21 protein-coding genes and 1 tRNA gene are annotated in these 25,401 nt (G+C 71.8%); 16 read left to right on the forward strand and 6 right to left on the reverse strand.

All coding sequences use genetic code 11. The annotated features are described in order from the left end of the window. Positions 1-100: 100 nt before the first annotated feature. The 4 genes from ABG090_RS03040 (at position 101) to ABG090_RS03055 (ending at position 6,068) form a co-directional block, all read left to right on the forward strand. The gene (locus tag ABG090_RS03040) at positions 101-415 is read left to right on the forward strand and encodes a WhiB family transcriptional regulator (protein WP_347757462.1); all 315 of its coding nucleotides are present in this window, start codon (positions 101-103) and stop codon (positions 413-415) included. Positions 416-445: 30 nt separating this feature from the next. After that, positions 446-1,639, forward strand: a complete 1,194-nt coding sequence (locus ABG090_RS03045; protein WP_347756288.1) for a glycosyltransferase family 2 protein — start codon at positions 446-448, stop codon at positions 1,637-1,639. A 71-nt stretch (positions 1,640-1,710) separates the two neighbouring features. Continuing rightward, positions 1,711-4,485 carry a glycosyltransferase gene (locus ABG090_RS03050; RefSeq protein ID WP_347756290.1) on the forward strand — a complete coding sequence of 925 codons (2,775 nt, stop codon included), beginning with the start codon at positions 1,711-1,713 and terminating at the stop codon, positions 4,483-4,485. Beyond that, positions 4,476-6,068, forward strand: coding sequence for a DUF5719 family protein (locus ABG090_RS03055; RefSeq protein ID WP_347756291.1), 1,593 nt, complete (start codon positions 4,476-4,478; stop codon positions 6,066-6,068). Before ABG090_RS03050 ends, ABG090_RS03055 begins: the two co-directional genes overlap by 10 nt. Before the next feature lie 209 nt (positions 6,069-6,277). Here ABG090_RS03055 and ABG090_RS03060 read toward each other — a convergent pair whose 3' ends face one another. Beyond that, a complete protein-coding gene (locus tag ABG090_RS03060) occupies positions 6,278-6,700 on the reverse strand; it encodes a hypothetical protein (RefSeq protein ID WP_347756293.1) in 423 nt (140 codons plus the stop codon). 56 nt (positions 6,701-6,756) lie between these two features. Between ABG090_RS03060 and ABG090_RS03065 the strand changes: the two genes are divergently transcribed. Genes ABG090_RS03065 through ABG090_RS03090 form a run of 6 tightly spaced genes read left to right on the forward strand, consistent with a single transcriptional unit; the run spans position 6,757 to position 12,764 of the window. Beyond that, positions 6,757-6,981, forward strand: a complete 225-nt coding sequence (locus ABG090_RS03065) for a DUF3499 family protein (RefSeq protein WP_347756294.1) — start codon at positions 6,757-6,759, stop codon at positions 6,979-6,981. 30 nt (positions 6,982-7,011) lie between these two features. Beyond that, the gene (locus ABG090_RS03070; protein WP_347756296.1) at positions 7,012-8,400 is read left to right on the forward strand and encodes a phosphomannomutase/phosphoglucomutase; all 1,389 of its coding nucleotides are present in this window, start codon (positions 7,012-7,014) and stop codon (positions 8,398-8,400) included. A gap of 58 nt (positions 8,401-8,458) precedes the next feature. Beyond that, complete coding sequence (gene galU / locus ABG090_RS03075; protein WP_347756297.1) at positions 8,459-9,352, forward strand: UTP--glucose-1-phosphate uridylyltransferase GalU; 894 nt, start codon at positions 8,459-8,461, stop codon at positions 9,350-9,352. A gap of 54 nt (positions 9,353-9,406) precedes the next feature. Continuing rightward, the gene (gene rfbB / locus ABG090_RS03080; protein ID WP_347756299.1) at positions 9,407-10,405 is read left to right on the forward strand and encodes a dTDP-glucose 4,6-dehydratase; all 999 of its coding nucleotides are present in this window, start codon (positions 9,407-9,409) and stop codon (positions 10,403-10,405) included. A 5-nt stretch (positions 10,406-10,410) separates the two neighbouring features. Next, on the forward strand, positions 10,411-11,841 hold the full coding sequence (locus ABG090_RS03085; protein WP_347756301.1) for a bifunctional dTDP-4-dehydrorhamnose 3,5-epimerase family protein/NAD(P)-dependent oxidoreductase: 1,431 nt from the start codon (positions 10,411-10,413) through the stop codon (positions 11,839-11,841). Beyond that, positions 11,838-12,764 (forward strand): NAD-dependent epimerase/dehydratase family protein, encoded by a 927-nt coding sequence (locus ABG090_RS03090; RefSeq protein WP_347756303.1) that lies wholly within the window; start codon positions 11,838-11,840, stop codon positions 12,762-12,764. The genes ABG090_RS03085 and ABG090_RS03090 overlap by 4 nt, the downstream gene beginning before the upstream one ends. Positions 12,765-12,782: 18 nt before the next feature. On the opposite strand, the gene ABG090_RS03095 is transcribed toward ABG090_RS03090, so the two are convergent. Next, positions 12,783-13,835 (reverse strand): acyltransferase family protein, encoded by a 1,053-nt coding sequence (locus ABG090_RS03095; RefSeq protein ID WP_347756305.1) that lies wholly within the window; start codon positions 13,833-13,835, stop codon positions 12,783-12,785. A 106-nt stretch (positions 13,836-13,941) separates the two neighbouring features. Between ABG090_RS03095 and ahcY the strand changes: the two genes are divergently transcribed. Beyond that, entirely contained in the window at positions 13,942-15,378 is a 1,437-nt protein-coding gene (gene ahcY / locus ABG090_RS03100) for an adenosylhomocysteinase (RefSeq protein ID WP_347756307.1), read from the forward strand. 213 nt (positions 15,379-15,591) lie between these two features. On the opposite strand, the gene ABG090_RS03105 is transcribed toward ahcY, so the two are convergent. The 3 genes from ABG090_RS03105 to ABG090_RS03115 all read right to left on the reverse strand — a co-directional run bounded on the left by ABG090_RS03105 (position 15,592) and on the right by ABG090_RS03115 (position 17,050). Continuing rightward, on the reverse strand, positions 15,592-16,083 hold the full coding sequence (locus ABG090_RS03105; RefSeq protein ID WP_347756309.1) for a MarR family transcriptional regulator: 492 nt from the start codon (positions 16,081-16,083) through the stop codon (positions 15,592-15,594). A gap of 33 nt (positions 16,084-16,116) precedes the next feature. Then, positions 16,117-16,716: a hypothetical protein gene (locus ABG090_RS03110; RefSeq protein ID WP_347756311.1), complete on the reverse strand. Its 600-nt coding sequence runs from the start codon at positions 16,714-16,716 to the stop codon at positions 16,117-16,119. A gap of 263 nt (positions 16,717-16,979) precedes the next feature. Continuing rightward, a tRNA-Gln gene (locus ABG090_RS03115) sits at positions 16,980-17,050 on the reverse strand. Between the two features lie 135 nt (positions 17,051-17,185). Here ABG090_RS03115 and ABG090_RS03120 point away from each other — a divergent pair. Further along, positions 17,186-18,112, forward strand: coding sequence for a glycosyltransferase family 2 protein (locus tag ABG090_RS03120; protein ID WP_347756313.1), 927 nt, complete (start codon positions 17,186-17,188; stop codon positions 18,110-18,112). A 108-nt stretch (positions 18,113-18,220) separates the two neighbouring features. On the opposite strand, the gene ABG090_RS03125 is transcribed toward ABG090_RS03120, so the two are convergent. Beyond that, positions 18,221-19,696, reverse strand: a complete 1,476-nt coding sequence (locus ABG090_RS03125; protein ID WP_347756314.1) for a glycosyltransferase family 39 protein — start codon at positions 19,694-19,696, stop codon at positions 18,221-18,223. A gap of 119 nt (positions 19,697-19,815) precedes the next feature. On the opposite strand from ABG090_RS03125, the gene glmU reads away from it, so the two are divergent. The 4 genes from glmU (at position 19,816) to ABG090_RS03145 (ending at position 25,391) form a co-directional block, all read left to right on the forward strand. Beyond that, positions 19,816-21,258: a bifunctional UDP-N-acetylglucosamine diphosphorylase/glucosamine-1-phosphate N-acetyltransferase GlmU gene (glmU, locus tag ABG090_RS03130; protein ID WP_347756316.1), complete on the forward strand. Its 1,443-nt coding sequence runs from the start codon at positions 19,816-19,818 to the stop codon at positions 21,256-21,258. Between the two features lie 13 nt (positions 21,259-21,271). Continuing rightward, a complete protein-coding gene (locus ABG090_RS03135; RefSeq protein WP_347756318.1) occupies positions 21,272-22,249 on the forward strand; it encodes a ribose-phosphate diphosphokinase in 978 nt (325 codons plus the stop codon). 13 nt (positions 22,250-22,262) lie between these two features. Then, a complete protein-coding gene (locus tag ABG090_RS03140; RefSeq protein WP_347756320.1) occupies positions 22,263-23,387 on the forward strand; it encodes a methyltransferase domain-containing protein in 1,125 nt (374 codons plus the stop codon). Positions 23,388-23,639: 252 nt separating this feature from the next. Beyond that, the gene (locus ABG090_RS03145) at positions 23,640-25,391 is read left to right on the forward strand and encodes a sodium:solute symporter family protein (RefSeq protein WP_347756322.1); all 1,752 of its coding nucleotides are present in this window, start codon (positions 23,640-23,642) and stop codon (positions 25,389-25,391) included. The last annotated feature ends 10 nt before the right edge of the window (positions 25,392-25,401 follow it).

Genomic DNA, 25,401 nt, shown 5'->3' on the forward strand with positions numbered 1-25,401 from the left:
CCGGTGTAATTGGGGCAACGCGAGCCCGGCCGGGGTCTTGCAAGAACCGGGGGAAGCCATGCGAGAGGGAGTGCAGCGCAGCACGACAGCAGCGCGAGGCATGGAGGAGGGCGGGCTGCGACGCGGCGTGCCCGGCGACTGGTTCGTCGACCCGATCATGCTCGGCGTTCCCGGTGTCCGCACCGAGGTGGACGACCACCCGCTGGCGTGGCAGGCCGACGCGCTCTGCGCCGAGACCGATCCCGAGGCGTTCTTCCCCGAGAAGGGCGGCTCCACGCGCGATGCCAAGCGCATCTGCGACACCTGCGAGGTGCGCCAGCAGTGCCTGGACTACGCGCTCGAGAACGACGAGCGCTTCGGCATCTGGGGCGGCCTCTCGGAGCGTGAGCGGCGGAAGCTGCGCAAGCTCGCCTGACCGTCGAGCGCCCTGGCATAGGGTGAGCGTGTGACCGTGGTGCTGACGCTGATGGTGCGCGACGAGGCAGACATCATCGCTGCCATGCTCGAGCACCACCTCGCGCATGGCGTGGATCACATCCTCGTGACCGACAACGGCTCCGTCGATGGCACGCGCGAGATCCTCGCGGACTACGCGCGGGTCGCACCCCTGACGGTGTTCGACGATCCGGTGCACCGCAAGCAGCAGTCCGAGGTCGTGACGCGGATGGCACGGCTCGCCGCCACCGAGCACGGCGCCGACTGGGTGATCAACGGCGACGCGGACGAGTTCCTGCGTCCGGTGGATCCCGGCCTGTCGCTCGCCGAGGTCTTCCAGCAGCTGCCGGCAGCGGTCGGGTCGTTCCAAGTGCCGGTGGTCAACCTGGTGGGTCCCTTCGCGCGCCAGGGGTCGGGGATCCGCCGCCTCACGCACCGCGATCTGCGCACCGAGGAGCAGCTGCAGGCTGCGGGGCTCATCGCGCATCCGACGAGCAACGCCATCCACATCGGGGACCCCGACGTGGAGGTGGTGCAGGGCAACCACGGCGTCTCGACGCCTGCCGGGGTCGAGCCGCCCGCGGAGCTGGCGCTCGAGGTGCTGCACCTGCCGTGGCGATCCATGGAGCAGATCGAGCGCAAGACCCGCAACATGGGCGAGGGCTACGACGCCAACCCGGAGCTGCGACCGTCGCCGCGGCATCACGGCATGCGCGACTGGCGCAGGATGCGCGCCGGGCTGCTGACCGCCTTCGTCGCCTGGCGCATGCCCGCGCTGGATGAGCTGCACGGCCCGGAGTACCGGGCCGACGCGTCGCTCGCCGCATCGCTCACCCAGCTCGCCGGCGTGGTGCCGGATCGCCTCGCAGCGGCGCTCGAAGACAGCGCGGACGAGCCCTTCGACGATGCGTTCCTGCATGCCGAGCGTGCCAGGGCTGCGGCCGCGGAGCCGCTCGAGCGACTGGCGCTCGACGAGCTGACGAACGCTCGGCTCGACGCGGATGCGCTCCGGGTCGACCGCGACAGCCTCAGCGCGCAACTGCAGGGCACGCGCGCGCATGCCGACTGCCTGCAGCGCGATCTCGACCAGGCGCACGCCGAGATCGAGCAGCTGCACGCTCGGGTCTCGATGCTCGAGCGCTCTCCGTCGCAGCGCCTCGCCGGCGTCGCGCGCAGAGCGATCGGTCGTCTCGGCGGCAGCTGAGCCGCCCCCCGATTGCGCGGCACACCGACGACAACCCCGCGGTCGAGCCGTCCCGCGCCTAGCCTTGCCGGGTGCATCCGAGGGTCTTCGCCGTGCTCGCGGCCAGCAGCGGGGCCGCATATCTGCCGGCGACGCTCGCCGCGATCGACGCGCAGACGGTGGCTCCCGAGCGGCTCGTCGCCGTCGACGGCGGCTCCAAGGACGAATCGCGCGCGCTGCTCGAGGCCTCCAGCGCCCGCAGCGTCGTGGTGGCACCGCGGCTGCCGTACGGCGAGCTGATCGGCAGGGGCGTCGCCGCGCTGCCCGACCCGCAGCACGATGACTGGCTCTGGCTGCTCGCCCACGACGCGACGCCGCACGAGCGCGCCCTGCAGGCGCTGCTGGCGCACACCGATTCGAACCCGAGCGTGGTGATGGTGGGGCCGAAGATCATGCGCGCCGACGCGTCGGACCGCTTCGCCGAGTTCGGGCAGACGATGACCCCGTTCGGCCGCAGCCTGCTGCTGCACGAGGGGGAGCTCGACCAGGGCCAGCACGACGACGACAGCGACCGCCTGGGCGTCGCGGAGACCGGTGTGCTCATCCGGCGCGACGTGTTCGAGGCGCTCGGCGGCTTCGACCCGGCGCTGCGCTCGATCGACGCCGGTCTCGACCTCGGCGTGCGCGTCCGGCTGGCCGGGCATCGCGTGGCCGTCGAGCCGCGCGCCAGGGCGCGACGAGCCGGTGGGCCGGAGCACTTCGCGGCGCGATCCGTCAGCGACGCCCAGCGGGTCGCGATCGCGCGTCGCGCGCAGCTCCACCGCCGCCTCGCCTACGCGAACCCGCTCGCGCTCATCCTGCAGTGGCTGCTGCTGGTGCCGCTCGGGCTCGTTCGCACCCTCGTGCACCTGCTCGCGAAGCGACCCGCGGCCGTGCTGGCCGAGTGGCACGCGACGCTCGTGACCCTGGTCGCGCTCCCGGCCACCGCGCGCGCACGGCGACGCATCGCCGCCACCCGGACGACGCGATGGCGGTCGTTGCACCCGCTGCGCGCCTCGTGGCGCACGGTGCGATCCCAGCGCCGAGCGATCGGCGACCCCGAGCGGATGCACACCGCGGTCGACGAGCGCATCGGCTTCGTCGAGGGGGCCGGACTGTGGGTCACCGCGCTCGCGGTGGTGGTCGGCGTGGTGCTGACGCCGCAGCTCATCGGCGCGTCGAGCGCGGTGGGTGGCGCGCTGCTGCCGCTGTCGAGCTCGCTGCCGGAGCTGTGGTCGAGCACGCTCGCCGGCACGCGCGACTCGCTCGGCGACGTCGTCGGCGCACCCGACCCGTTCGTGCTGCTGCTGGCGCTGCTCGGCTCGCTCACGCCATGGCAGCCCTCCACGGCGATCGTGCTGCTGCTCTTCCTCGCGCCCGCCATCGCGTCGCTCACGGCCTTCTTCTCGGTGCGACGGATGACGACATCGCGCTGGGCGCCGGCGGTCGCGTCGGCGGTGTGGGCGCTCTCGCCGCTGCTGCTGGCGGCCATCGTGGAGGGCAGGCTCGGCGCCGTGCTCGCGCATCTGGCACTGCCCGTCGCCGTCGTCGGCGTCCTGCGCGCGTCGGAGTCGTGGCGCGCCGCCGGCTTCGCGGCCCTGCCGTTGGCGATCGTGCTCGCGAGCGCCCCGGTGCTGCTGCCGGCCATGCTGCTGCTCGTGCTGGTGGCCGCAGGGATCGGCTGGCGTGCGCCACTGCGTCCGCTCGCCTCGCTGCTGCCGACGGCCGCGCTCCTCTCACCGATCGTGGCGGAGCGGTGGCGGGCAGGCATGCCGCTCTCGGCGCTGGCGGACCCGGGCGTGCCGAAGCCCTCGGCCCCGCCGACCGCGCTGCAGGCGGCGCTCCTGTCGCCGGACGGATCCTTCGCGTCGCTCGACGGCGTGATCGCCCAGTTCGCTCCCGAGGGCAACCCGGGTTGGTTCGCGCTCGGGCTGCTGGCGCCGCTCGCGCTTGCCGCGCTGGCGGGCGTGGTGCTCCGGCCCTCGCGGGCGTGGCCGTGGGTGGTGCTGCTGTTCGCCGGCTACGCCACCGCGGTCGCATCCAGCCGGCTCACGCTCACATCGTTCGAGGGCCAGCCGGTCACCGTCTGGGCGGGATCCGGTGCGTCGCTCGCGCTCGCGGCACTGCTGGGCCTTGCCGTCGTCGCGGTCGAAGTCGACGATCGTCGCGCCACCGTTCCCGGCGCGGTCGTCTCGCTCGCCGCGCTGCTCGCCGCGCTGCCGATCATCGCGACCTCGTTCCTCGCACCGGCGACCGTGGTCGCGGCGCCCGAGCGTCGCATGCCCGCCTTCGTCGACGCCGCCGCCGAGGGCGATGCCACGATCGGCACGCTGGTGCTGCTGCCGCTCGCGCAGGACGTGCTGCAGGTCGATGTCGAGCGCGGCAGCGGCACGACCCTGGATCGGGTCGCCACCGCCGAGCTGGTGCGTCAGGCCCCCGGAGCTGCGGATGCGGTGCTGGCGCAGGTCGCCGTCGACATGGCTGCCGGGGGTGACGTCGACGTCGCGACGCTGCTGGACGCGCAAGGCGTGCGGTTCGTGCTGCTCGAGGAGGAGCGTGAGGGAGCCGCGGGCGTGCACGATCGGGCGCAGCGCTCGCTCGACGCGCGCGGCGACCTGCAGGCGATCGGCCAGACCGAGGCGGGTCTGCTGTGGCAGCGCACGGACGCGCCCGCTGCTGCGCCCGCGGAGCGGCCGGGATGGGCCGGCGCACTGCTCATCGCCCAGCTGGTCGCGATCGCCGCGGCCGTGGTCGCTGCGCTCCCGTCGCTGCGCCGCGGCGCGCGCACGCGGACCCGCAGGCTCGAAGGATCGGGGGAGTGGCAGTGACCGACAGCGGCAGGGACCTCGACCCCCTCGACGACTCGCAGGAGTACGACGATCCGTCGCCGATGGCCGAGGAGTCGGCGACCCGGCACCACCGCCCGGCGCCGGAGGAGCTCGCGCTCGAGGCGGAGGCCGAGCCGACCGGCGATATCGCCAGCGACGTCACGCTCACCGACCGCGAGGCGGCCGCGAACGAGGCCGCGGAGGCCGGCAGGCGCTTCGAGCGCCGCGATGTGGTGCGCTGGAGCGCGCGGGCGCTCGGCGGACTCGCAGTCGCGGCGCTGGGCGTCGGCGCCGTGCTGGGTGCGCAGGCGCTGCCGGAGGATCTCCGCACGCCGGGCGCGGTGCCGGAGACCGTCGTGCAGCCCTCGTCGCCGCTGCAGTCCCGGGTGTGCGCCGGGCCCGCGCTCCGGGTCGGCACCGCCGACGGCGCGGATGCGCTGGCTATCGCGACCATCGGCGAGCCCGCGATCGAGGTGGGGAGCCTGGGCGGCGAGCTCGACCAGAGCGAGGTCAGCGTGACCGGCGCCGCCGAGGTGCAGGGAGGCGCGTCGATCGTGCAGCGCAACGAGGAGTCGACGCTCTCCGCTGCGCAGGCGCTGGCGCTCGACGTGGAGGCCGTGCGCGGCTTCGCAGCGAGCGAATGCGCCGAGACGCGGCTCGATCAGTGGCTCGTGGGGGGATCCACGCGCACCGGTCGGCAGACGGTGCTCACGATCGCCAACGCCTCCCAGGTCAGTGCCAGCGTCGACGTCACGGTGTTCGGGCCGGACGGGCCGGTCGAGTCGGTCGGCTCGAGCGGCATCGCCGTCTCCGGCGGGTCATCGATCGTGCTCGATCTCGCGGCGATCGCCCCTGGCGTGCCGGACGCCGTGGTGCGCGTCGCCTCCACCGGAGCCCCGGTCGCCGCGCACCTGCAGCAGATCACCACGCGCGGCCTCGAGCGCGGCGGCTTCGAGATCATCGACCCGGTCACCGCCCTCACCTCCTCGGTGCTGCCAGGGGTCGCCGTCACCGAGCCGACCGGGCTCGAGACGCGCGAGGGCTACGACGACACCGTGCCGACGCTGCGCCTGCTCTCTCCCACGGGCGGCGACGTGCGCGTCGTCTTCGAGGCATCCGACGGCTCCACGATCGAATCCGTCGGCTCCCTCGAGGCGGGTCGCGTCACCGACTTCCCGCTGGAGGAGATCCCGGTCGGCACGCACGCCATCAGGGTCGAGTCGGATGTCCCGGTCGTCGCCGGCGCCAGGACGGTCGCGGTCGCCGGCGCGGGGCTCGACTTCGACTGGGTCGCGGGCGGCCAGGCGCGCTCCGGCACCTCGTCGATCGCCGTGCCGAGCGGACCGGATGCGACCGTGCACATCGTCAGCACGTCGGACACCGACCAGGAGATCGAGGTCGCCGGCACGAGCGTGCAGCTACCCGCGAACGGGATCCTCGAGCAGCGGGTGGAGGCCGGCTCGTTCGAGGTGAGCGGGCAGGACCTCGTGATCGGCATCGGCTACCGCGACGCAAGCCGCGTGGGCGGCTTCACCGCCAGCCCGCAGGGGCCCTCCGCGGAAGGTGTGCGGGTCTTGCACTGACGGTGGGTCTCGTGAGGGCCCGTAGGCCGAGGAGGCTGCGGCCCGCAGGGGCGCGGCCGTCACGAGACCGGAGCGCGGCGGTCAGTTCGGGCTCGGGCGCGTGAGGTCTCGTGACGCCTGCGGCCTGCGGCCGCGGGCTCCTCGACCTTGAGCCCTACGCGCTCACCGCAAGGGTGAGCGCTACGGGCTCAAGGGTGAGCGCTGCGGGCTCAATGGTGGCGCCAGCGGTCGGGCGCGACCTCCCACGGGTCTCGGCCGATGAGCTCGGCTGCGGCGCGGAACACCGCGCCCTCGATGGCCACCTGCCGGTGCCAGGGGTCGTCGATGTGCACGCGCGGCAGGCGCTGCAGCGGCAGTCGATACAGCGTGATCGTGCGCTGGGCGGTGTCGACGGCCCATTCGGGCACCTCGTCGATCCGATCGGCCAGTGCGCGCGGCGGCATGTCTGCCCAGCGGAACCGCACGTCTCCGAGCTCCGCGGGCCACAGTGCCATCACGTAGTCGGCGGCGTCCGCCGCAATGTCCTCGAAGCGCGTCTCGCGCGACGAGAGGAAGGGGAGGACGGGGCCGGCGATCGACGAGCGGATCTCGCGGCCGTGGCGCGATCCGCGGGAGTGCTGGCGCGCAGGCATGCCGTCATCCTAGTGTCGCGGCGTCCGCAGCCGGCGTCGCCGCTAGCCTGGACCAGATGGACGATAGGACGTGCTCGCGACCCGGATGCCGCCGGTACGCCGACCGCACCGTGACGGTCGACTACGAGGCGCAGATGCTCGTCGTCGGTCCGCTGCAGCCCATGACCAGGCGCGGAGCGATCGAGGGCAGCTACGACCTGTGCGAACCCCACGCCGACCGCCACGCCGGCCCCACGGGCTGGCAGGTCGTCCGCTACGAGCCCGGGCACGCGAGCCGCTGACGCGGAACGCGCCCTGATGGAAGAGGAACCATGTCGCTGACCGACATCGTGAAGACGTACGACGTGCGCGGTCTCGTCGACGGCCAGCTGACCGAGACGGTCGTTCGGGCCCTCGGCGCAGCCTTCGCCGACGAGGTCGGCACCGACGCGCCGATCGTGATCGGGCATGACATGCGCACCTCGTCACCTGCGCTCGCGGCCGCGGCGGCAGAGGGAGCGCGGGCGCGCGGCGCCGACGTGGTGCTGATCGGGCTGTGCTCCACCGACGGCACGTACTTCGCATCCGGATCCATGGGCGCGCCCGCGATGATGTTCACCGCCTCGCACAACCCGGCGGCCTACAACGGCATCAAGTTCTCGCGAGCCGGGGCACGCGGCGTGAGCCTCGAGACGGGCCTCGCCGCCATCCGCGACGGAGCGCAGCGCTACCTCGACGCGGGCCTCAGCGAGGTCGCCGAGCGCGGCACGCTCACGACCCGCGACGTGCTGCGCGACTACGCGGCGCACCTGCGCTCGCTCGTCGACCTCGGCGGCATCCGGCCCCTCCGGGTGGTGGTGGATGCCGCCAACGGCATGGCCGGCATGACGGTGCCGGCCGTGCTGGGCGAGGCGGCCGGCCTGCCGGCACTGCCGATCGAGATCGTGCCGATGTACTTCGAGCTCGACGGCACGTTCCCGAACCACGAGGCGAACCCGCTCGACCCGAAGAACCTCGTCGACCTGCAGGCCGCCGTGGTCGAGCACGGCGCCGACATCGGGCTCGCGTTCGACGGCGACGCCGACCGCTGCTTCGTGATCGACGAGCACGGCGGTGCGGTCTCGCCCTCGGCCGTCGCGGCTATCGTCGCGGAGCGCGAGATCGCCCGCGTGCGCGCAGAGGGCGAGCAGGACGTCGTCGTGCTGCACAACCTCATCACGAGCCGTGTCGTCCCCGAGGTGATCACCGCCGCCGGCGCGACCCCGGTGCGCACTCGCGTCGGCCATTCGCTCATCAAGGACAAGATGGCCGAGACGGGCGCGGTCTTCGGCGGCGAGCACTCGGCGCACTACTACTTCCGCGACTTCTGGGGCGCCGACAACGGCATGCTCGCGGCCATGCACGTGCTCGCGACCCTCGGCACCGCCGACGATCCGATGTCGTCGCTCGCCGCGCGCTACACGCCATATGCGGCATCCGGCGAGATCAACTCCACGGTTGAGGACGTGCCGGCGGCCTACACGCGCATCGTCGAGGCATTCGCGGGTCGAGGCGACTTCGATGAGCTCGACGGGCTCACGGTCACAGCACCCGACCGCAGCTGGTGGTTCTCGGTGCGCCCGTCGAACACCGAGCCGCTGCTGCGGCTCAACGCCGAGGCGGAGGCGGAGGCGATGATGGTCGCGATGCGCGACGAGGTGCTCGCCCTGATCCGAGCCTGAGGTTGCGCCGTTGCCGCGCTAGTGACACTGCCGAGTCTGCACAAGTAGCCTTGCGCACATGCAGCATGACGTCACCAAGGTCGTGATTCCCGCGGCGGGTCTCGGCACCAGGTTCCTGCCCGCGACCAAGGCGCTCCCGAAGGAGATGCTGCCGGTCGTGGACAAGCCGGCCATCCAGTACGTGGTGGAGGAGGCGGTGCGCGCCGGCCTGCGAGACGTGCTCTTCGTCACCGGTCGCAACAAGAACGCGCTGGAGAACCACTTCGATCGGGCGACCGAGCTGGAGATGATCCTGCACACGAAGGGCGACGCGGCGAAGCTCTCTCGCGTCGCCGAGTCGACCGATCTCGCGAACGTGCACTACGTGCGCCAGGGCGACCCGAAGGGCCTCGGCCACGCGGTGCTGCGCTCGCAGGCGCACGTCAACGGCGACTCGTTCGCGGTGCTGCTGGGCGACGACATCATCGACGAGCGCGACCACCTGCTCGAGCGGATGCTCGAGGTGCACGACCAGCGCGACACGTGCGTGGTGGCGCTCATGGAGGTCGACCCGGAGCAGGCCCACATGTACGGGGTCGCGACCGTGGAGGCGACGGATGAGGACGACGTCGTGCGGGTGCGCGGACTGGTGGAGAAGCCCGAGCCGGGCACGGCGCCGTCGAACCTCGCGATCGTCGGTCGGTACGTGCTCAAGCCCGAGATCTTCCCCGTGCTCGAGCAGACGCAGCCCGGCAGGAGCGGCGAGATCCAGCTCACGGATGCGCTCCTGACCATGGCGGAGGACGACGAGGACGGCGGTGTGCACGGCGTGGTCTTCCGCGGCCGCCGCTACGACACCGGCGACCGGCTCGACTACATCAAGGCGAACGTGCAGCTCGCGATCGAGCGTGAGGACCTGGGCCCCGGCCTGCGCGCCTGGCTGCGGGAGTTCGTCCCCACGCTCGAGGACTGACGCGGCACCGGCGGCCGAGCGCGATCGGCAGACGCGCGCCAGTACGCTGGTGCCATGAGCAAGCTCCTCGTCACCGGCGGCGCCGGCTTCATCGGATCGAACTTCGTCCACTACGTCGTCGCGAACACCTCGCACGACGTGGTCGTGCTGGACAAGCTGACGTACGCGGGTGACCGCGCGACGCTCGCCGGCCTGCCCGAGGATCGCGTGCGGCTGGTGGTGGGCGACATCGCCGACCCGGAGGTCGTGGATGCGCTGGTCGCAGAGGCCGACGCGGTGGTGCACTACGCGGCCGAATCCCACAACGACAACTCGCTGTCGGATCCCGAGCCGTTCGTGCACACGAACCTGATCGGCACGTTCACGCTGCTGGAGGCCGCGCGTCGCCACCGCACGCGCTTCCACCACATCTCCACCGACGAGGTGTACGGGGATCTGGAGCTCGACGACCCGGCGAAGTTCACGCCGGAGACGCCCTACAACCCCTCGAGCCCCTACTCGTCGACGAAGGCGGGATCGGACCTGCTGGTGCGTGCCTGGGTGCGCTCGTTCGGGCTGGAGGCGACGATCTCCAACTGCTCGAACAACTACGGGCCGCGGCAGCACGTGGAGAAGTTCATCCCGCGCCAGATCACGAACGTGATCGACGGCGTGCGGCCGCGCCTGTACGGCGCCGGTCAGAACGTGCGCGACTGGATCCACGCCGACGACCACTCCTCGGCAGTGCTGCGGATCCTGGAGGCGGGCAGGAGCGGCGAGACCTACCTGATCGGCGCCGACGGTGAGAAGAACAACCTCGAGGTCGTGCAGGCGATCCTGACGCTCATGGGGCAGGAGCCGGACGCGTTCGACCACGTGACCGATCGCGCCGGCCACGACCTGCGCTACGCGATCGACGCGTCGAAGCTGCGCGACGAGCTCGGCTGGGAGGCGTCCTTCACCGACTTCGAGGCGGGCCTCGCCGCCACGATCGACTGGTACCGCGAGAACGAGGCCTGGTGGCGACCGCAGAAGGCGGCAGCCGAGGCGAAGTACGCGCAGGCGGGGCACTGATCCCGATGGCTGAGCTGGAGACGGGCAAGGAGCTGCGCGTTCGCGAGACGCCGATCCCTGGCTTCCTGGTGATCGACCTGCCGGTGCATGGCGACAACCGGGGATGGTTCAAGGAGAACTGGCAGCGCGAGAAGCAGCTGGCGCTCGGGCTGCCCGACTTCGGTCCGGTGCAGAACAACATCTCGTTCAACGCGCAGCCGGGGGTCACGCGCGGCATCCACGCGGAGCCGTGGGACAAGTACATCTCGGTCGCCTCCGGACGCGTCTTCGGCGCCTGGGTCGACCTCCGCGAGGGCGACTCCTTCGGCGCCACCTTCACGATCGAGATCGACCCGTCGATCGCCGTGTTCGTGCCGCGCGGCGTCGGCAACGCCTTCCAGGCGCTCGAGCCCGACACCGCCTACACCTACCTCGTCAACGACCACTGGTCGGCCGAGGCGCAGAGCGAGTACACGTTCCTCAACCTGGCCGATCCCACCGCGGCCATCGACTGGCCGATCCCGCTCGAGCAGGCGGAGCTGTCCGACAAGGATCGCGCGCACCCGCAGCTGGCCGACGTCACCCCCATGGCGCCGCGGCGGGTCCTCGTGCTGGGCGCCAACGGCCAGGTCGGCCGCGCCCTCCGGCAGCAGTGGTCGAGCCGCGCGGACGTTGACTTCGTGGGCCGAGACGTCGTCGATCTCGCCCGCCCGGAGACGCTCGACGCCGTCCGCTGGTCGTCGTTCCACACGGTCGTGAACGCGGCCGCGCACACCGCCGTCGATGCCGCAGAGACGGACTCCGGGCGCGTCGATGCCTGGGCCGTGAACGCGACCGGCCCGGCGCGCCTGGCGGCGCTCGCCGCGCAGCACGGGCTGACGCTGGTCCACATCTCGAGCGACTACGTCTTCGACGGCTCGCGCGAGCAGCACGATGAGGCGGAGCCGCTCAGCCCGCTCGGCGTCTACGGGCAGTCGAAGGCGGCCGGCGACCTCGCGGTCTCGGTCGTGCCGCACCACTACGTGCTGCGCACCTCCTGGGTGGTCGGCGACGGCAAGAACTTCATCGCCACGATGGCGTCGCTCGCCGAGCGGGGCATCGCACCGAGCGTGGTCGGCGATCAGGTCGGTCGGCTCGCCTTCGCGGCAGAGATCGCCCGCGCGATCGACCACCTGCTCGCGGTCGGGGCTCCGCACGGCACCTACAACGTCTCCAACGGCGGCGAGCCGGCGAGCTGGGCCGACATCGCGAAGCGCGTGTTCGAGCGCACCGGGCATGAGGCCGACCGGGTGACGCCGGTCACCACCGAGGAGTACTACGCGGGCAAGACCGGCATCGCGCCGCGACCGCTGCAGAGCTCGCTCGACCTGAGCCGCCTGGAAGCCACGGGCTTCGCGCCGCGGGATCAGTTCGCGATGCTCGACGAGTACGTCGAGTCGCTCACGCGGGAGGCGTGAGCTCGGCGATGGCGCGCGCGCTCGTCGTCGGCGGGAACGGGTTCCTCGGCGCGCACCTCGTCGACGCGCTCGTCGCCGATGGCTGGCAGGTCGACGTCTTCGATCGCTTCTCGACCGCTCCGCGCTACCGCTCCACGTCAGCGCGTGCGCACCGCGGCACCTTCTCGGTCGGTGACGAGATCCGGCAGGCCGTCGACGGCCATGACCTGATCGTGCACGCGCTGTCGGGGACGACGCCCTCGAACAGCCTCGGAGGTCCGCAGGCGGATCTGCAGGCGAACGTCGTGCCCACGCTCGACATGCTGGGTGAGGCGGTGCGCACGGGCGTCGGGCGGGTGCTGTTCATCTCCTCCGGCGGCACCGTGTACGGCTCCGCGCAGGGCGCCGTGCCGGAGGACGCGCCGCTCATGCCGATCTCGCCCTACGGCATCGGCAAGGTCGCGACCGAGCACTACCTGCGCTACTTCGAGATCGAGCACGGGCTGCGGTCGGCGTCGCTGCGCGTTGCGAACCCGTACGGGCTGCGCGCCGACGGCACGCTGCCCGAGTTCGGGCTCGTGAGCGCGCTGCTGCGCGCCGCGGCGACGGACGGGCGGGTGACTCGGCTCGGCGACGGCTCCATGGTGCGCGACTACCTGCACGTCGACGACGTGATCGCGCAGGCGCGTCCGGTGATCGCCGACCCGTCGTTCTCTGGCGCGCTCAACATCGGCAGCGGTGCTGGCCGGAGCGTGCAGGAGATCATCGACCTCGTGCGAGCGACGACCGGTGCGGCGCTGCCCGTCGACGAGCGCGAGGTGCCGGCATCGTTCGTCGACCACATCGTGCTCGACACCACGCGCTTCGCTGAGCGCTTCGGCACCGTGTCGCAGGTGCCGCTGCGCGAGGGCATCGAGCGCACCTGGCGCGAGTGGCGCAGCTGAACGCGGCGCGCACGCGCATCACTGTGCTCGTCGGGCCCGCCGCGTCGCACGCCTGAGCCGGAAGGCGCGGCGGAGCGCCCGCCAGCGCGGCATCTCGAACAGGTGCCGAAGCCCGATCGCTCGCAGCAGCCGCTGCAGCGCGAGGGCGACGAGCACGATGCCCACGAGCAGGGCGAGCGGCCACAGCAGCGCCAGCACCGGCTGCGCACCGATCACCTCCATCAGCATCGGCTGGTCGCGAGCGATCCGGTTGGCGAGCACGATCAGCAGCGGGTGGATCGCGAAGATCGCCAGGGTGTTGCGACCGACGTGACGGATGGGCCGCAGGATGCGCCACTGGGCGATGTGGGGGAGCACCATCAGCACGCCGGGCACGGCGACTGCCGCGACGGCCAAGCCGACCGGCAGGGGCCAGCGGAGCGAGGAGTCGATCAGTGCCAGCGCGATGCCAGCGCCGAGCACCGGCACGCCGATGCGCAGCGGCACCCGGTCGGTGAGGGCGCGGATCTCCTTCGGCAGGCGCGCGCCGAGCAGGAACGGCAGGAAACCGGCGGAGATGTCGCGCCACGGCTGGTCGAATGCGATCTGGCCCACGATGAACAGGATCGCGGCGGGGATCGCGAGCATCCAGGCGGGGATCGCTCTGGTCGCCCGGACCACCAGGAAGAAGAGCGCGAGCGCCCAGATGTACCAGAGGGTTCCGCGCGGCTCGAGCAGCTGGGAGATGACGTAGTCGGAGGTGTCGAACGGAGCCTGGTCGATGACGGCGAACGTCCGCAGGGCGAGCGCGGTGATGGTGAGCCAGACCACGTAGAGGTAGTAGCGGGGGGCGATGCGGCCCGAGAATCCGGCGCGCCACGAGCGCTGCACCATCGCGGCTGAGAGATAGCCCGACACGAGGAAGAACAGCGGCATGCGCAGGTGGGTCATCGCGCTGGTGAGCGGCAGGTGCCCGCGCACGGCGAGCGTGTCGGGCAGCAGCGGCATGGAGTGCAGGAACAGGATGTGCATCGCCACGACCAGCAGCACCGTGATCCCGCGCGCCACATCCGGCCACGCGTGCCGAGCCACGGTCGCCCCCGGAACCGGAGGAGCGATCGCCGTCGGCGACGCATGCTCGGGACCAGGGCGCATGGATCACGATGCTATCGCGCCGCCCGAATGCGATACTCCTGAGATGACCGGCGACCACACTCCCACGCTCGAGTTCGCCGTGCGCGACCTGACGCTCGCCGACGCTGGCAGGCATCAGATCCGCCTCGCCGAGCACGAGATGCCCGGACTCATGGCATTGCGCCGGCGCTACGCCGATGCGCAGCCGTTGGCCGGGCAGCGGATCGCCGGCAGCCTGCACATGACCGTGCAGACGGCGGTGCTCATCGAGACCCTGGTGGCGCTCGGCGCCGAGGTCCGCTGGGCGAGCTGCAACATCTTCTCGACGCAGGACGAGGCGGCCGCGGCGGTCGCCGTCGGCAGCGGCACGCCCGAGGCGCCCGCCGGTGTGCCGGTCTTCGCGTGGAAGGGCGAGACGCTCGAGGAGTACTGGGCGTGCACGAATCGCATCTTCGACTTCGCCGACGGGGCGACGCTGATCCTCGACGACGGCGGCGACGCGACGATGCTCGTGCACCGCGGTCGCGATGCGGAGGAGGCGGGCGCGGCGCCCGTCACGCCGGCGGATGCGCCGGACGAGCTGCGCGTCATCGATGCGCTCATCGCCCGCACGCTCGCGGAGGATCCGCAGCGCTGGACGACGATCGCCGAGCGGCTCCGAGGCGTGACCGAGGAGACGACCACGGGCGTGCATCGCCTCGAGCAGCTGTTCGCTGCCGGACGCCTGCAGTTCCCCGCCATCAACGTCAACGATTCCGTGACGAAGTCGAAGTTCGACAACCGCTACGGCATCCGGCATTCCCTGCCCGACGGCATCAACCGAGCGACCGATGTGCTGATCGGCGGCAAGATCGCCTTCGTGGTGGGCTACGGCGACGTCGGCAAGGGTGCCGCCGAGGCGCTGCGCGGGCAGGGCGCGCGCGTGATCGTGAGCGAGATCGACCCGATCTGCGCGCTGCAGGCGGCGATGGACGGCTTCCAGGTCGCCCGGGTCGAGGATGCGCTCGAGACCGCCGACATCTGGGTCACCACCACCGGCAACGAGCACGTCATCACGCTCGAGCACCTGCAGGCGATGAAGCACCTCGCGATCGTCGCCAATGTCGGCCACTTCGACAACGAGATCGATGTGGCGGCGCTCGAGCGCTCGGGCGCGGAACGCATCGAGATCAAGCCGCAGGTGCACGAGTGGCGGTTCCCCTCCGGGCGGGCGATCCTGGTGCTCTCGGAAGGCCGCCTGATGAACCTCGGCAACGCCACCGGGCATCCATCGTTCGTGATGTCGAACTCGTTCTCCAACCAGGTGCTGGCGCAGATCGAGCTCGCGACGAAGGACTACGAGCTGGGCGTCTTACGCCTGCCGAAAGCGCTCGACGAGGAGGTCGCCCGCCTCCACCTCGACGCGCTCGGCGCCCGCCTCACGACCCTCACGCCCGAGCAGGCGGCCTACATCGGCGTCCCGATCGAGGGCCCCTACAAGCCCGACCTCTACCGCTACTGACCCCCCCCCGTCGAGCTTCCCGAAACCGCGCGCTCGGTCGCCCATCCGCCCGATCCGGGGAAGTTCGCCCCCGCCCCCTGCGGCGAGCGTCCCCAAGTCGCGCGGTTCGGCGCGAAGTCGCGCGGTTCGGGGAAGCTCGAACCCGCCACCCGTCGAGCGTCCCGAAGGCGCGCGGTTGGCCGCGAAAGCGCGCGGTTCGGGGAAGCTCGGCGATCAGACCATCGCGTCGGAGAGCACTCGCAGCAGCTCCGCCAGTCGCGACTGGTCGTCGGCGGGGATGTCGCGGAGCAGTCGGCGCTCCGCCTCCAGCAGCGCATCGAGTGCCACGTCGACGCGGTCGATGCCCTCGTCGGTGAGGGTCACGAGGCGCACGCGCCGATCGGTCGACCCCTCCACGCGCTCGATCAGCCCGGAGGCGACCAGGTTCTCGATCCGGTTCGTCATCGTGCCGCTCGTGACCATCGTCTGGGCGATGAGATCCTTGGGGCTCAGCGCGCTGTCGGCTCGCCGCAGCGCCGCCAGCACATCCCACTGCCAGGACTCGAGGCCGGCGAGCTGGAAGGCCTCGGCACGGATGCGCCCCAGCTGCCGCGAGATGCGCGTCATGCGGCTGAGCACGTCGAGGGGCGAGACATCCGCGTCGGGCCGCACACGCATCCACTGCTCGATGATGCGGTCGACATCGTCGCCGCGCAGGTCGCTCATGGGTCCAGTATCCCAGCCACGCAGTCGGCCACATCAGCCCCAGTAGCTCGGCGCCGCGATCACGGCGACCATGACCGCGACGGCGATCACGATGCCGAGCGCGAGCGCGCGCCCCTCATGGCGCACCCACCACGGGGTGTCGGCCGGCAGGATGTCGGCGCGCGCCGCGATCGGCAGCGGCACGAACGGCACATCGAGTCGCGCGCGCAGCTGCCGGACCTGGTCGGGATCCAGCCCGGCGGTGTCCGCGACCCCGATGGTCGACCCGTCGTGCCCGACCAAGCGCCACTGCTCGCGCTCACGGGTGATCGGCAGGCCGCGGCTCGTGGCGGCGGGCACGTGCACGACGATGACCCCGCCGAGGTCGGCGAGTCGGATGCGCTGGTCGCGACGGGCGCCGAACGCGAAGTCGGCGTCGGGGCCCGCCTCGATTCGCCACTGGCCGCGGCGCAGCATGCGGTGATTGCGCACGGCGAGGGCGACGACCGCGACGAACAGCAGCGTCCATCCGATCCCCACGAGCGCCAGGGCGCCCATCACGACCATGCCGAACCATACGAGCACCCGCGCAGCCGGACCCGCGTAGTGGTGCGCGGCGCTGCGCTCGAGCACGAGAGCCGGAGGCTGGGTCACGGAGCAAGCGTGGCACGAGCTGCGCCTCGCTCGCTGCGCTCGCGACTGGCGACGTCGCAGACGACCCACTGGGTCGGGGCTCCGCCCTCGCTCGCTGCGCTCGCGACTGGCGACGTCGCAGACGACCCACTGGGTCGGGGCTCCGCCCTCGCTCGCGGCGCTCGCGACTGGCGACGTCGCAGACGACCGACTGGGTCGGGGCTCCGCCCGCGCTCGCTGCGCTCGCGACTGGCGACGTCGCAGACGACCCACCGGGTCGTCTGCTCCGCCACCAGGATTCGAACCTGGACAAACGGCTCCAAAGGCCGCTGTGCTGCCGTTACACCATGGCGGATCGCGGCTACCAGGCTAGTCGCCCGCGCGGCCCGAACCCGCAGATGTGTCACCAGCGGCTCGCAAAGCACGCGGATGCGAGCCGCTGGTCACGCTTCTGGCGCGGGCGCCGCGCGCATCCGCCAGACTGGGGCGCATGGTCTCCACCCGCGCCGACGTCCTCGGCGTCGCCGTCACCTACCGGCCCGACGAGGCCGCCATCGCGGATGTGCTGGAGCGCGCCGCAGCGCAGGTCGGCGCGCTCACGGTGCTCGACAACGACAGTCCCGCGACCGGCGGCGTGCACTGGAGCGAGCGCGTCGCGATCCCCGCAGGTGTGGCGCTCGTGCGCGAGCCGACCAACATCGGTCTCGGCGCCGCCTACAACCGCGCCGTCGCGATCGCCCGCGAGCAGGGCGCGCGCTACGTGCTGCTGCTCGACCAGGACTCGCTGCTCGAGGAGGGTTGCGTGGATGCGCTGCTGCGGCACGCGGACGCACGGCGGGCGCGCGGTCCGCTCGGCGCCGTCGGCCCCACCTTCGTCGACGGCCGAACGGGCGAGCGCGCGCCCTTCGTGCGGTTCGGCTTCCCCCTCAACCACAAGCTGCACGCGCCGGCGGGCGGGGATGTCGACGTCGACTTCCTCATCTCCTCCGGCTCGCTCATCCCGGTCGACGCGATCGATGCGGCCGGCGCGTTCGACGAGGGGCTCTTCATCGACAGCGTCGACATGGAGTGGTGCTTCCGCGCCAAGGCCGCCGGGCTGCAGCTCGCGGGCGTCGCCGACGCGCGCATGCGGCACACGATCGGGGACGAGCTCGTGCGGCTGCCGGGCGGCAGCGCGATGTTCGTGCACTCGCCGCTGCGGCTGTACATGATGACGCGCAACCGCGTCGCCCTCTGGCGTCGACCGGCCACCCCGCGCGTGTGGACGGCGCAGGACGTGCCGCGGATGCTCCTCAAGCTGGCGCGCATGACCGCCTTCGCCGCCCCGCGCCTGCGCAACGCGCGAGCGATGGTGCGCGGAGCGCGCGACGGCTGGCGCGGCGAGCAGGGTCCGCCGCCCGCCGCGGCAACCCGCTGAGCCGCGTCGAGCGCTGCGCCCGCGTCGGGCGCTGAGCGACGGGCGCTGAGCTGGGTCGAGCGCTGCGCCAACGTCGAGCGCTGAGCCGCGTCGATCACCGCGCCCAGGCTACGGCGAGCGGACGCCCGCGTCCTCGAGCAGCTCGTCCAGCGGCGCATCCAGCAGGTACAGGCGCACCTCGTCGAGCAGCGCCGGCTCCTCCGCAGCCATCACCACCGCGAGCACCTCCGGCGGTGCGGTGAAGCGCAGGTCCTCGCCGACCGCGACGGCGGTGATGTCGCCGAGGTAGGGATCGGTCGTGACCGGTGCATCGACGTTCGGATCGGTGGCGTGCGGCGACAGCTGCACCATCAGCACGGTGCCGTCGGGCGCCGGATCGTCGAGCATCGCTGCATCGATGAGCGCGACGCCGGTCGGGCGCAGCGTCAGCACGTGCGCGACCCCCGTGATGGGACCGACCAGCAGGCAGGCGGTCGCCACCGCGGCCAGCACCCGAGCGCCGCGCCGCCGCGCGCGCTGCCAGAGCGCGGGCACGCCGATGCCCGTGAGCAGCAGCAGCGGCCACAGCCACGCACCCGTGTAGTGCGGCAGCACGACCGGCGAGAGCGCCATGACGACGAGCGTCGCGATGGCAGCGAGCCCGAGCATCCTGACGATGAGCTCCCTGCCGCGCAGCACGACGGCAGCGCCCGCCCACGCCACGATCGCGGCGAGCGCGAACCAGCCCACCACCTCGCCGCCGAACCACAGCGGCGCGTACCAGGGCGCGAAGCGGTGCGTCTCACCCGCGATGACGATGCGGTGCCCGTTCTGCGCATGCTCGGCCTGGAACTCGATCATCTCGAGCACGGCCGGGATGCCGCCCAGCGGCACGTACGCCAGCAAGCAGACGGCGATGCCGGTCGCCGCGAAGCCGAGCACGGCTCGCCAGACCCTGCGGTCGCCGAGTTCGCGCCAGGGGACGCAGGCGAGCGCCGCCACGAGCAGGACGGCCGCCGAGGCCTTCGACAGGATCGCCAACGCCATTAGCGTGCCCGCGCCGATCGCGAGCAGCGCCCTGCGGTGCCGCGTCCACTGCCACAGCAGCGCGAGCGCGCTCATGCCGAACAGCACGCTGTACGGCTCGAGCAGCACCTGCCGGTCGATGAGGTCGGTGCCGTTCACGCGATGCGTGGCGGCGAGCATGATCGCGCCGATGACCGCGGCGGAACCGCCCGCGGCCGCGCGCAGCCACGCGTAGGAGACGAGCACCGCGGCGGCGAGTACGCAGCCCATGAGCACCCGCGCGCTCGGCACGCCGGTGCCGAAGGCGAGCTGCCAGGCGCCCAGCAGGTACTTCGCGATCGGGGGATGCTCGGGGTTGGCGGAGGTGTCGCCCTGCACGTAGGCGAGGCCCGCGCGCTGGTAGACGAGCTCGTCCGGGGCGATGTTCGCCTGGTCGAGCGCCCAGAAGCCCATCACCGCGGCGACGAGCAGCACGACCGCGACCTCGACCGCGGTGCGGGCCCGCCGTGCTCGAGGGGAGGCGCGGATCGCGGCGGAAGTCGGCAGCGGGGCGGCGATCGTCGGACGCTGCTCGGGCACGCCTCAGTATCGCATCCGGCCCTCGGGCCCAGACGGGGACCGAGGTGCGAGCGGCAGCGACCGCGGCGCGCCGAGGCCCCGCGCGCGCCAGTAGCCTGGAGCCGATCGCTCGTATCTCGATGGGAGAGCCCGTGCCTCAGGTTGCCGTCATCGTCCTCGCCGCCGGCGCGGGCACCCGCATGAAGAGCCGCACCCCCAAGCCGCTGCACCCGCTGGCGGGCAAGCCGCTCATCGCCCACGTGCTGAGCACCGCCGGCGAGCTGCACCCCGAGCGCATCGTCACCGTCGTGCGTCACGAGCGCGATCGCATGGCCGAGGCCGTGCTCGAGTTCGCGCCGCACGTGCTGATCGCCGACCAGGACGAGGTGCCCGGCACCGGCCGCGCCGTCGAGCAGGGTCTCGATGCGATCGCCGACTTCGACGGTCACGTCGTCGTGCTCTCGGGCGATGTGCCGCTCATCGACGCGGACACCCTGAGCCGGCTGGTGGAGCGGCATGAGCGCGAGGGCAACCAGATGACGCTGCTCTCGGCGCACCTGCCCGATCCCACCGGTCTCGGTCGCATCGTGCGCGACGACGCCGGTTCGTTCATGCGCATCGTCGAGCAGAAGGACGCCAGCGAGGCGGAGCGCGCCATCGACGAGGTCAACGGCGGCATCTACGTCTTCGATGCGGCGGCACTGCGCGAGGCGCTCGGCACCATCGACCGCAACAACGCGCAGGGCGAGATGTACCTCACGGATGCGGCGGTGCGGATCCAGGCGCGCGGCGGACGCATCCAGGCGGTGCCGGCCACCGACATCTGGGCGATCTGGGGCATCAACGACCGCGTGCAGCTCGCCGCCGCGGCGCACGAGCTGAACGACCGCATCATCCGCCGCTGGCAGCGCGCGGGCGTCACGGTGCTCGACCCGGCGTCGACCTGGATCGACACGGATGTCACGCTCGCGGAGGACGTCACGATCCTGCCCGGCTCGCAGCTCCACGGCGCGACGGTCGTCGCCGCCGGCGCGACCATCGGGCCCGACACCACCCTCGTCGACACGGAGGTGGGAGAGGACGCGGTCGTGAAGCGCACCGACGCGACCCTGTCGGTGATCGGCGCCCGCGCATCGGTCGGTCCCTGGGCCTACCTGCGGCCCAACTCGGTCGTCGGCGCGGACGGCAAGATCGGCACCTTCGTCGAGACGAAGAACACGCAGATCGGCGCCGGCAGCAAGATCCCGCACCTGTCGTACATCGGCGACACGACCGTCGGCGACGGCTCCAACATCGGCGCCGGCACCATCACCGCCAACTACGACGGCGTCGCCAAGCACCGCACCGAGGTCGGCTCGCACGTGCGCACGGGCAGCCACAACGTCTTCGTCGCCCCCGTGTCGATCGCCGACGGCGCATACACTGGAGCGGGCACGGTCGTTCGCAAGGATGTCGAGCCCGGAGCGCTGGCCATCTCGGTCGCTCCGCAGCGCAACATGACGGGCTGGGTCGAGACGAATCGCCCTGGGACGGCAGCGGCCGACGCGGCAGCGGCGGCCGAGCAGCAAGCACCTGACGCCTAGGGGAGGCTCCCGAGTGGGATCGATCGTCGCGAAGAACCGCAAGCACCTCGTCCTGGCAACAGGACGCTCGCACCCGGAGCTCGCGAGCGCCGTGGCCGCCGAGATCGGCACCGAGCTGATGGATGTCGACAGTCGCACCTTCGCGAACGGCGAGATCTACGCCCGCTTCGAGGGCTCGGTGCGCGGCTCGGACGCGTTCATCCTGCAGTCGTACAGCCGGCCGGTGAACGAGTGGCTCATGGAGCAGCTCATCATGGTGGATGCGCTCAAGCGCGCGTCGGCGAAACGCATCACCGTCGTCATGCCGTACTACCCCTACTCCCGGCAGGACAAGAAGGGCCGCGGCCGCGAGCCGATCTCCGCGCGACTGATCGCCGACCTCTTCAAGACCGCCGGCGCCGACCGCATCATGTCGATCGACATCCACGCCTCGCAGATCCAGGGATTCTTCAACGGGCCGTTCGACCACCTCTTCGGCATGCCGGTGCTGCTGGAGCACTTCCGGCACACGCTCGACCCCGAGACGCTGACGGTCGTCTCTCCCGACATGGGGCGCGTGCGCGTCGCCGACGTCTGGAGCGACAAGCTGGGCGTTCCGCTCGCGATCATCCACAAGCGCCGCGACCCGCTGGTGCCGAACCAGGTGTCGGTGCACGAGATCGTCGGCAACGTGGAGGGCCGCACCTGCCTGCTGGTCGACGACATGATCGACACCGGCCGCACGATCGTGAAGGCCGCTGAGGCGCTGAAGGCCAACGGTGCCACCAATGTCGTCGTCGCCGCGACGCACGCGATCTTCTCCGACCCGGCATCCGAGATCCTGAACTCCGACGTGATCGACAAGGTCGTGGTCACCGACACGCTGCCGCTGCGCGACGACCAGCGCTTCGAGAAACTCGAGGTGCTCTCCATCGCCCCGCTGCTGGCGCGTGCCATCACGGAGGTCTTCGAGGACGGCTCCGTCACGAGCCTGTTCGACGGCGCCGCCTGATCGCAGCGCGGCGATGACGGCGACGAGCGTGGCGCTCGACTGCGCCTACTTCGACGCCGACCGCTGCCGCTCCTGCACGCTGCTGGCGACGCCGTATGCGCGGCAGCTCGCCCAGCAGCAGGCGCGGATCGAGGCGCTGCTGCCGACGCTCGTCTGGGATGCGCCGGTCGAGAGCGCCGTCGGCGGCTTCCGCAACAAGGCGAAGATGGCCGTCGCCGGCACCGTCGCCGCGCCGACGCTCGGGATCCTCGCCGCTGACGGCAGCGGGATCGACCTGCAGGCATGCCCGCTCCACGAGCGACCGCTTGTGGCCGCGATGCCGGCGCTGGAGGCGCTCGTGCGCGAGGCGCGCCTCACGCCCTACGACGTGCCGAGCCGGCGCGGCGAGCTCAAGCACCTCATCCTGACCGCATCGCCCGACGGCGAGCTGGCGCTGCGCATCGTGCTCCGCTCGACCGAGGCGCTGCCGCGCATCCGGAAGCATCTCGACGTGCTGGCGGCGCTGCCGCTCACGAGCGTCTCGGTCAACCTGCAGCCCGAGCACAAGGCGGTGCTGGAGGGCGATGACGAGATGCTGCTCGCCGGCTCCGGCGTGCTCGTGATGCGGGTCAACGACATCGGCCTGCGGCTGCGGCCGCGCAGCTTCTTCCAGACCAACACCGTCGTCGCCGCGGCGCTCTATCGGGAGGCCACCGCCTGGATCGACGAGGCCGCGCCCGCGAGCCTGCTCGACCTGTACTGCGGCGTCGGAGGCTTCGCGCTGCACGCCGCCCGCGCGGGTCGGCGCGTGCAGGGCGTGGAGGTCACAGCCGAGGCGATCGACGCGGCCCGCGAGACGGCGGCCGAGCTGGGCGTCGACGCGTCGTTCGCGGTCGGCGACGCGACCGGCGTGGATCTCGAGGGCGTAGGCGCGCCCGAGCTCGTGGTGGTGAACCCGCCCAGGCGCGGCATCGGCACGCTCGCCGCGCGCCTGGAGTCGAGCGCGGTCGACCGCGTCATCTACTCCAGCTGCAACCCCGTCACGCTCGCGAAGGACCTCGCGGCGATGCCCTCGCTGCGGCCGGTGCGGGGCCGGGTCTTCGACATGTTCCCGCACACCGAGCACGCGGAAGTGCTCGTGGAGCTCGCCCGCCGCTGACCCGCGCCGCCGCTCGGCCGTCGATTCGCTTCTCGCGGATCCGGATGCGATGGTGGAAGGACTGGCCTTCGACGAGGACCGGTGCCGCGCCCAGCAGGATGCGCACGCGCACCGCTCGATCGCGCGACACGCGCCGCATCGGTTCTGCTCGAACGGGCCCCGCGCCAAGCCGCGCGCGGGTGCGCCGTCCGGCCGACGACCGCGCGCAGGACCCGACTCGGGTCGCGACTGCGCCCAGACGAGAGGAACCGCATGCCGCCCGCCCAAGAAGTCGTCCAGCTCGGAGTGATCGCCGTCGTCGTGCTGCTGCTGGTGTTCTACGGCGGCACGCTGCTGATGACGCTCGGCATCGGCCGCCGAAAGGAGAACGCCGACGGCTACATGACCGCCGGCAACCGCATCGGCTTCGGCATCTCGGCCGCGTCCATGACGGCGACCTGGATCTGGGCGTCATCGATGTATGCGTCCGCCACCGCCGGCTACACCTACGGCGTCTCCGGCCCCATCCACTACGGGCTCTGGGGCGCGCTGATGATCCTCTTCATCTACCCCTTCGGCAAGCGCATCCGCGCCGTCGCCCCTCGTGCCCACACGCTCGCCGAGGTCATGTACGCCCGCCACGGCCGCTCCTCGCAGCTCATGCTGGCCGGCTCGAACGTGCTCGGCTCGCTCATCTCGCTCACCTCGAACTTCATCGCCGGCGGTGCGCTCATCGCCATGCTGTCGCCGCTCAGCTTCGGCACCGGCATCCTGATCGTCGCGGGCGGCGTGCTGCTCTACACGCTGTGGTCGGGCTTCCGGGCATCCGTGCTGACCGACTTCGCGCAGGTCGTCGCGATGCTCGGTGCCGCAGTCATCGTCATCCCCGTCATCTTCTTCGCCGCCGGCGGCCCTGCCATGTTCGAGGCCGGCGTCGCGAACGGCACCGTGACGCCGCAGCAGCAGAGCTTCTTCTCGTCGGATGCGTTCATGAACCAGGGCGCGCCCTACATCGCCGCGGTGCTCGCCTACGCGATCGGCAACCAGACGATCGCGCAGCGCCTGTTCGCCGTGCGGGAGGACCTCATCCGGCCGACGTTCATCACCGCGACGGTCGGCTACGGCGCCACCGTCATCGGCATCGGCATGCTCGGCGTCATGGCGCTCTATCTCGGCATCCAGCCGATCGACGGCGATGTCAACAACCTGATCCCGCAGCTGGCGGGCACGTACCTGCCGTGGATCCTGCTGGCGATCGCGTTCCTCATGATCATCGGGGCGCTGTCGTCGACGGCCGACTCCGATCTCTCGGCGCTGTCGTCGATCGTGATGACCGACATCTACGGGCAGTCGGTCGGCAAGGAGCGCGCCAACCCGAAGACGATGCTGCTCGTGGGCCGCGTGACGATGATCGTCGCCACCGGCGCCGCGCTGTTCTTCGCCACCAGCCAGTTCAACATCCTCGACCTGCTGGTGTTCGTCGGCGCGCTGTGGGGCTGCCTGGTGTTCCCGGTGATCGCGTCGTTCTACTGGAAGAAGGTCACGAACCTCGCCTTCACCGCGTCGGTCATCGCCGCGCTCGTGGTGTTCATCCCGGTGCGCTTCGAGTGGGTGTCGCTCACCGGCATCCTCGGGCTGCCGCTCGAGATCCTCGCGACGATCGGCATCGGCGTGATCCTCGGCATCATGGCCTTCGGCTTCTTCGGGCTGCGCGTCGGGGTGGGCGTCGGCGTGCTGGCGGTGGTGGCCGCGGCACCGTTCACGCTGTTCTTCCTGCGCGACTACACGGTGCTGTCGGCGTCGCTGCTCGCGTACGCGGTGTCGTTCCTGGTGTGCTCGCTGCTGTCGTTCCGCTCGAGTCAGCGCTTCGACTTCGCCACCATCGCCGACGTCACGGGCGACTTCGACCCCGAGACGGCGTCCGCGGATGTCGAGGGCCGCGAGCGCGCTCATCCGTCCGATGCCGAGGCGGATGCCGAGGCGGACGCCGACCGCGACCGCGACGCCGCACCCGCACGCGACTGAACCCGATCCG

Source organism: Agrococcus sp. ProA11 (genome assembly GCF_039880525.1).
GTDB classification, from domain to species: Bacteria; Actinomycetota; Actinomycetes; order Actinomycetales; family Microbacteriaceae; genus Agrococcus; species Agrococcus chionoecetis.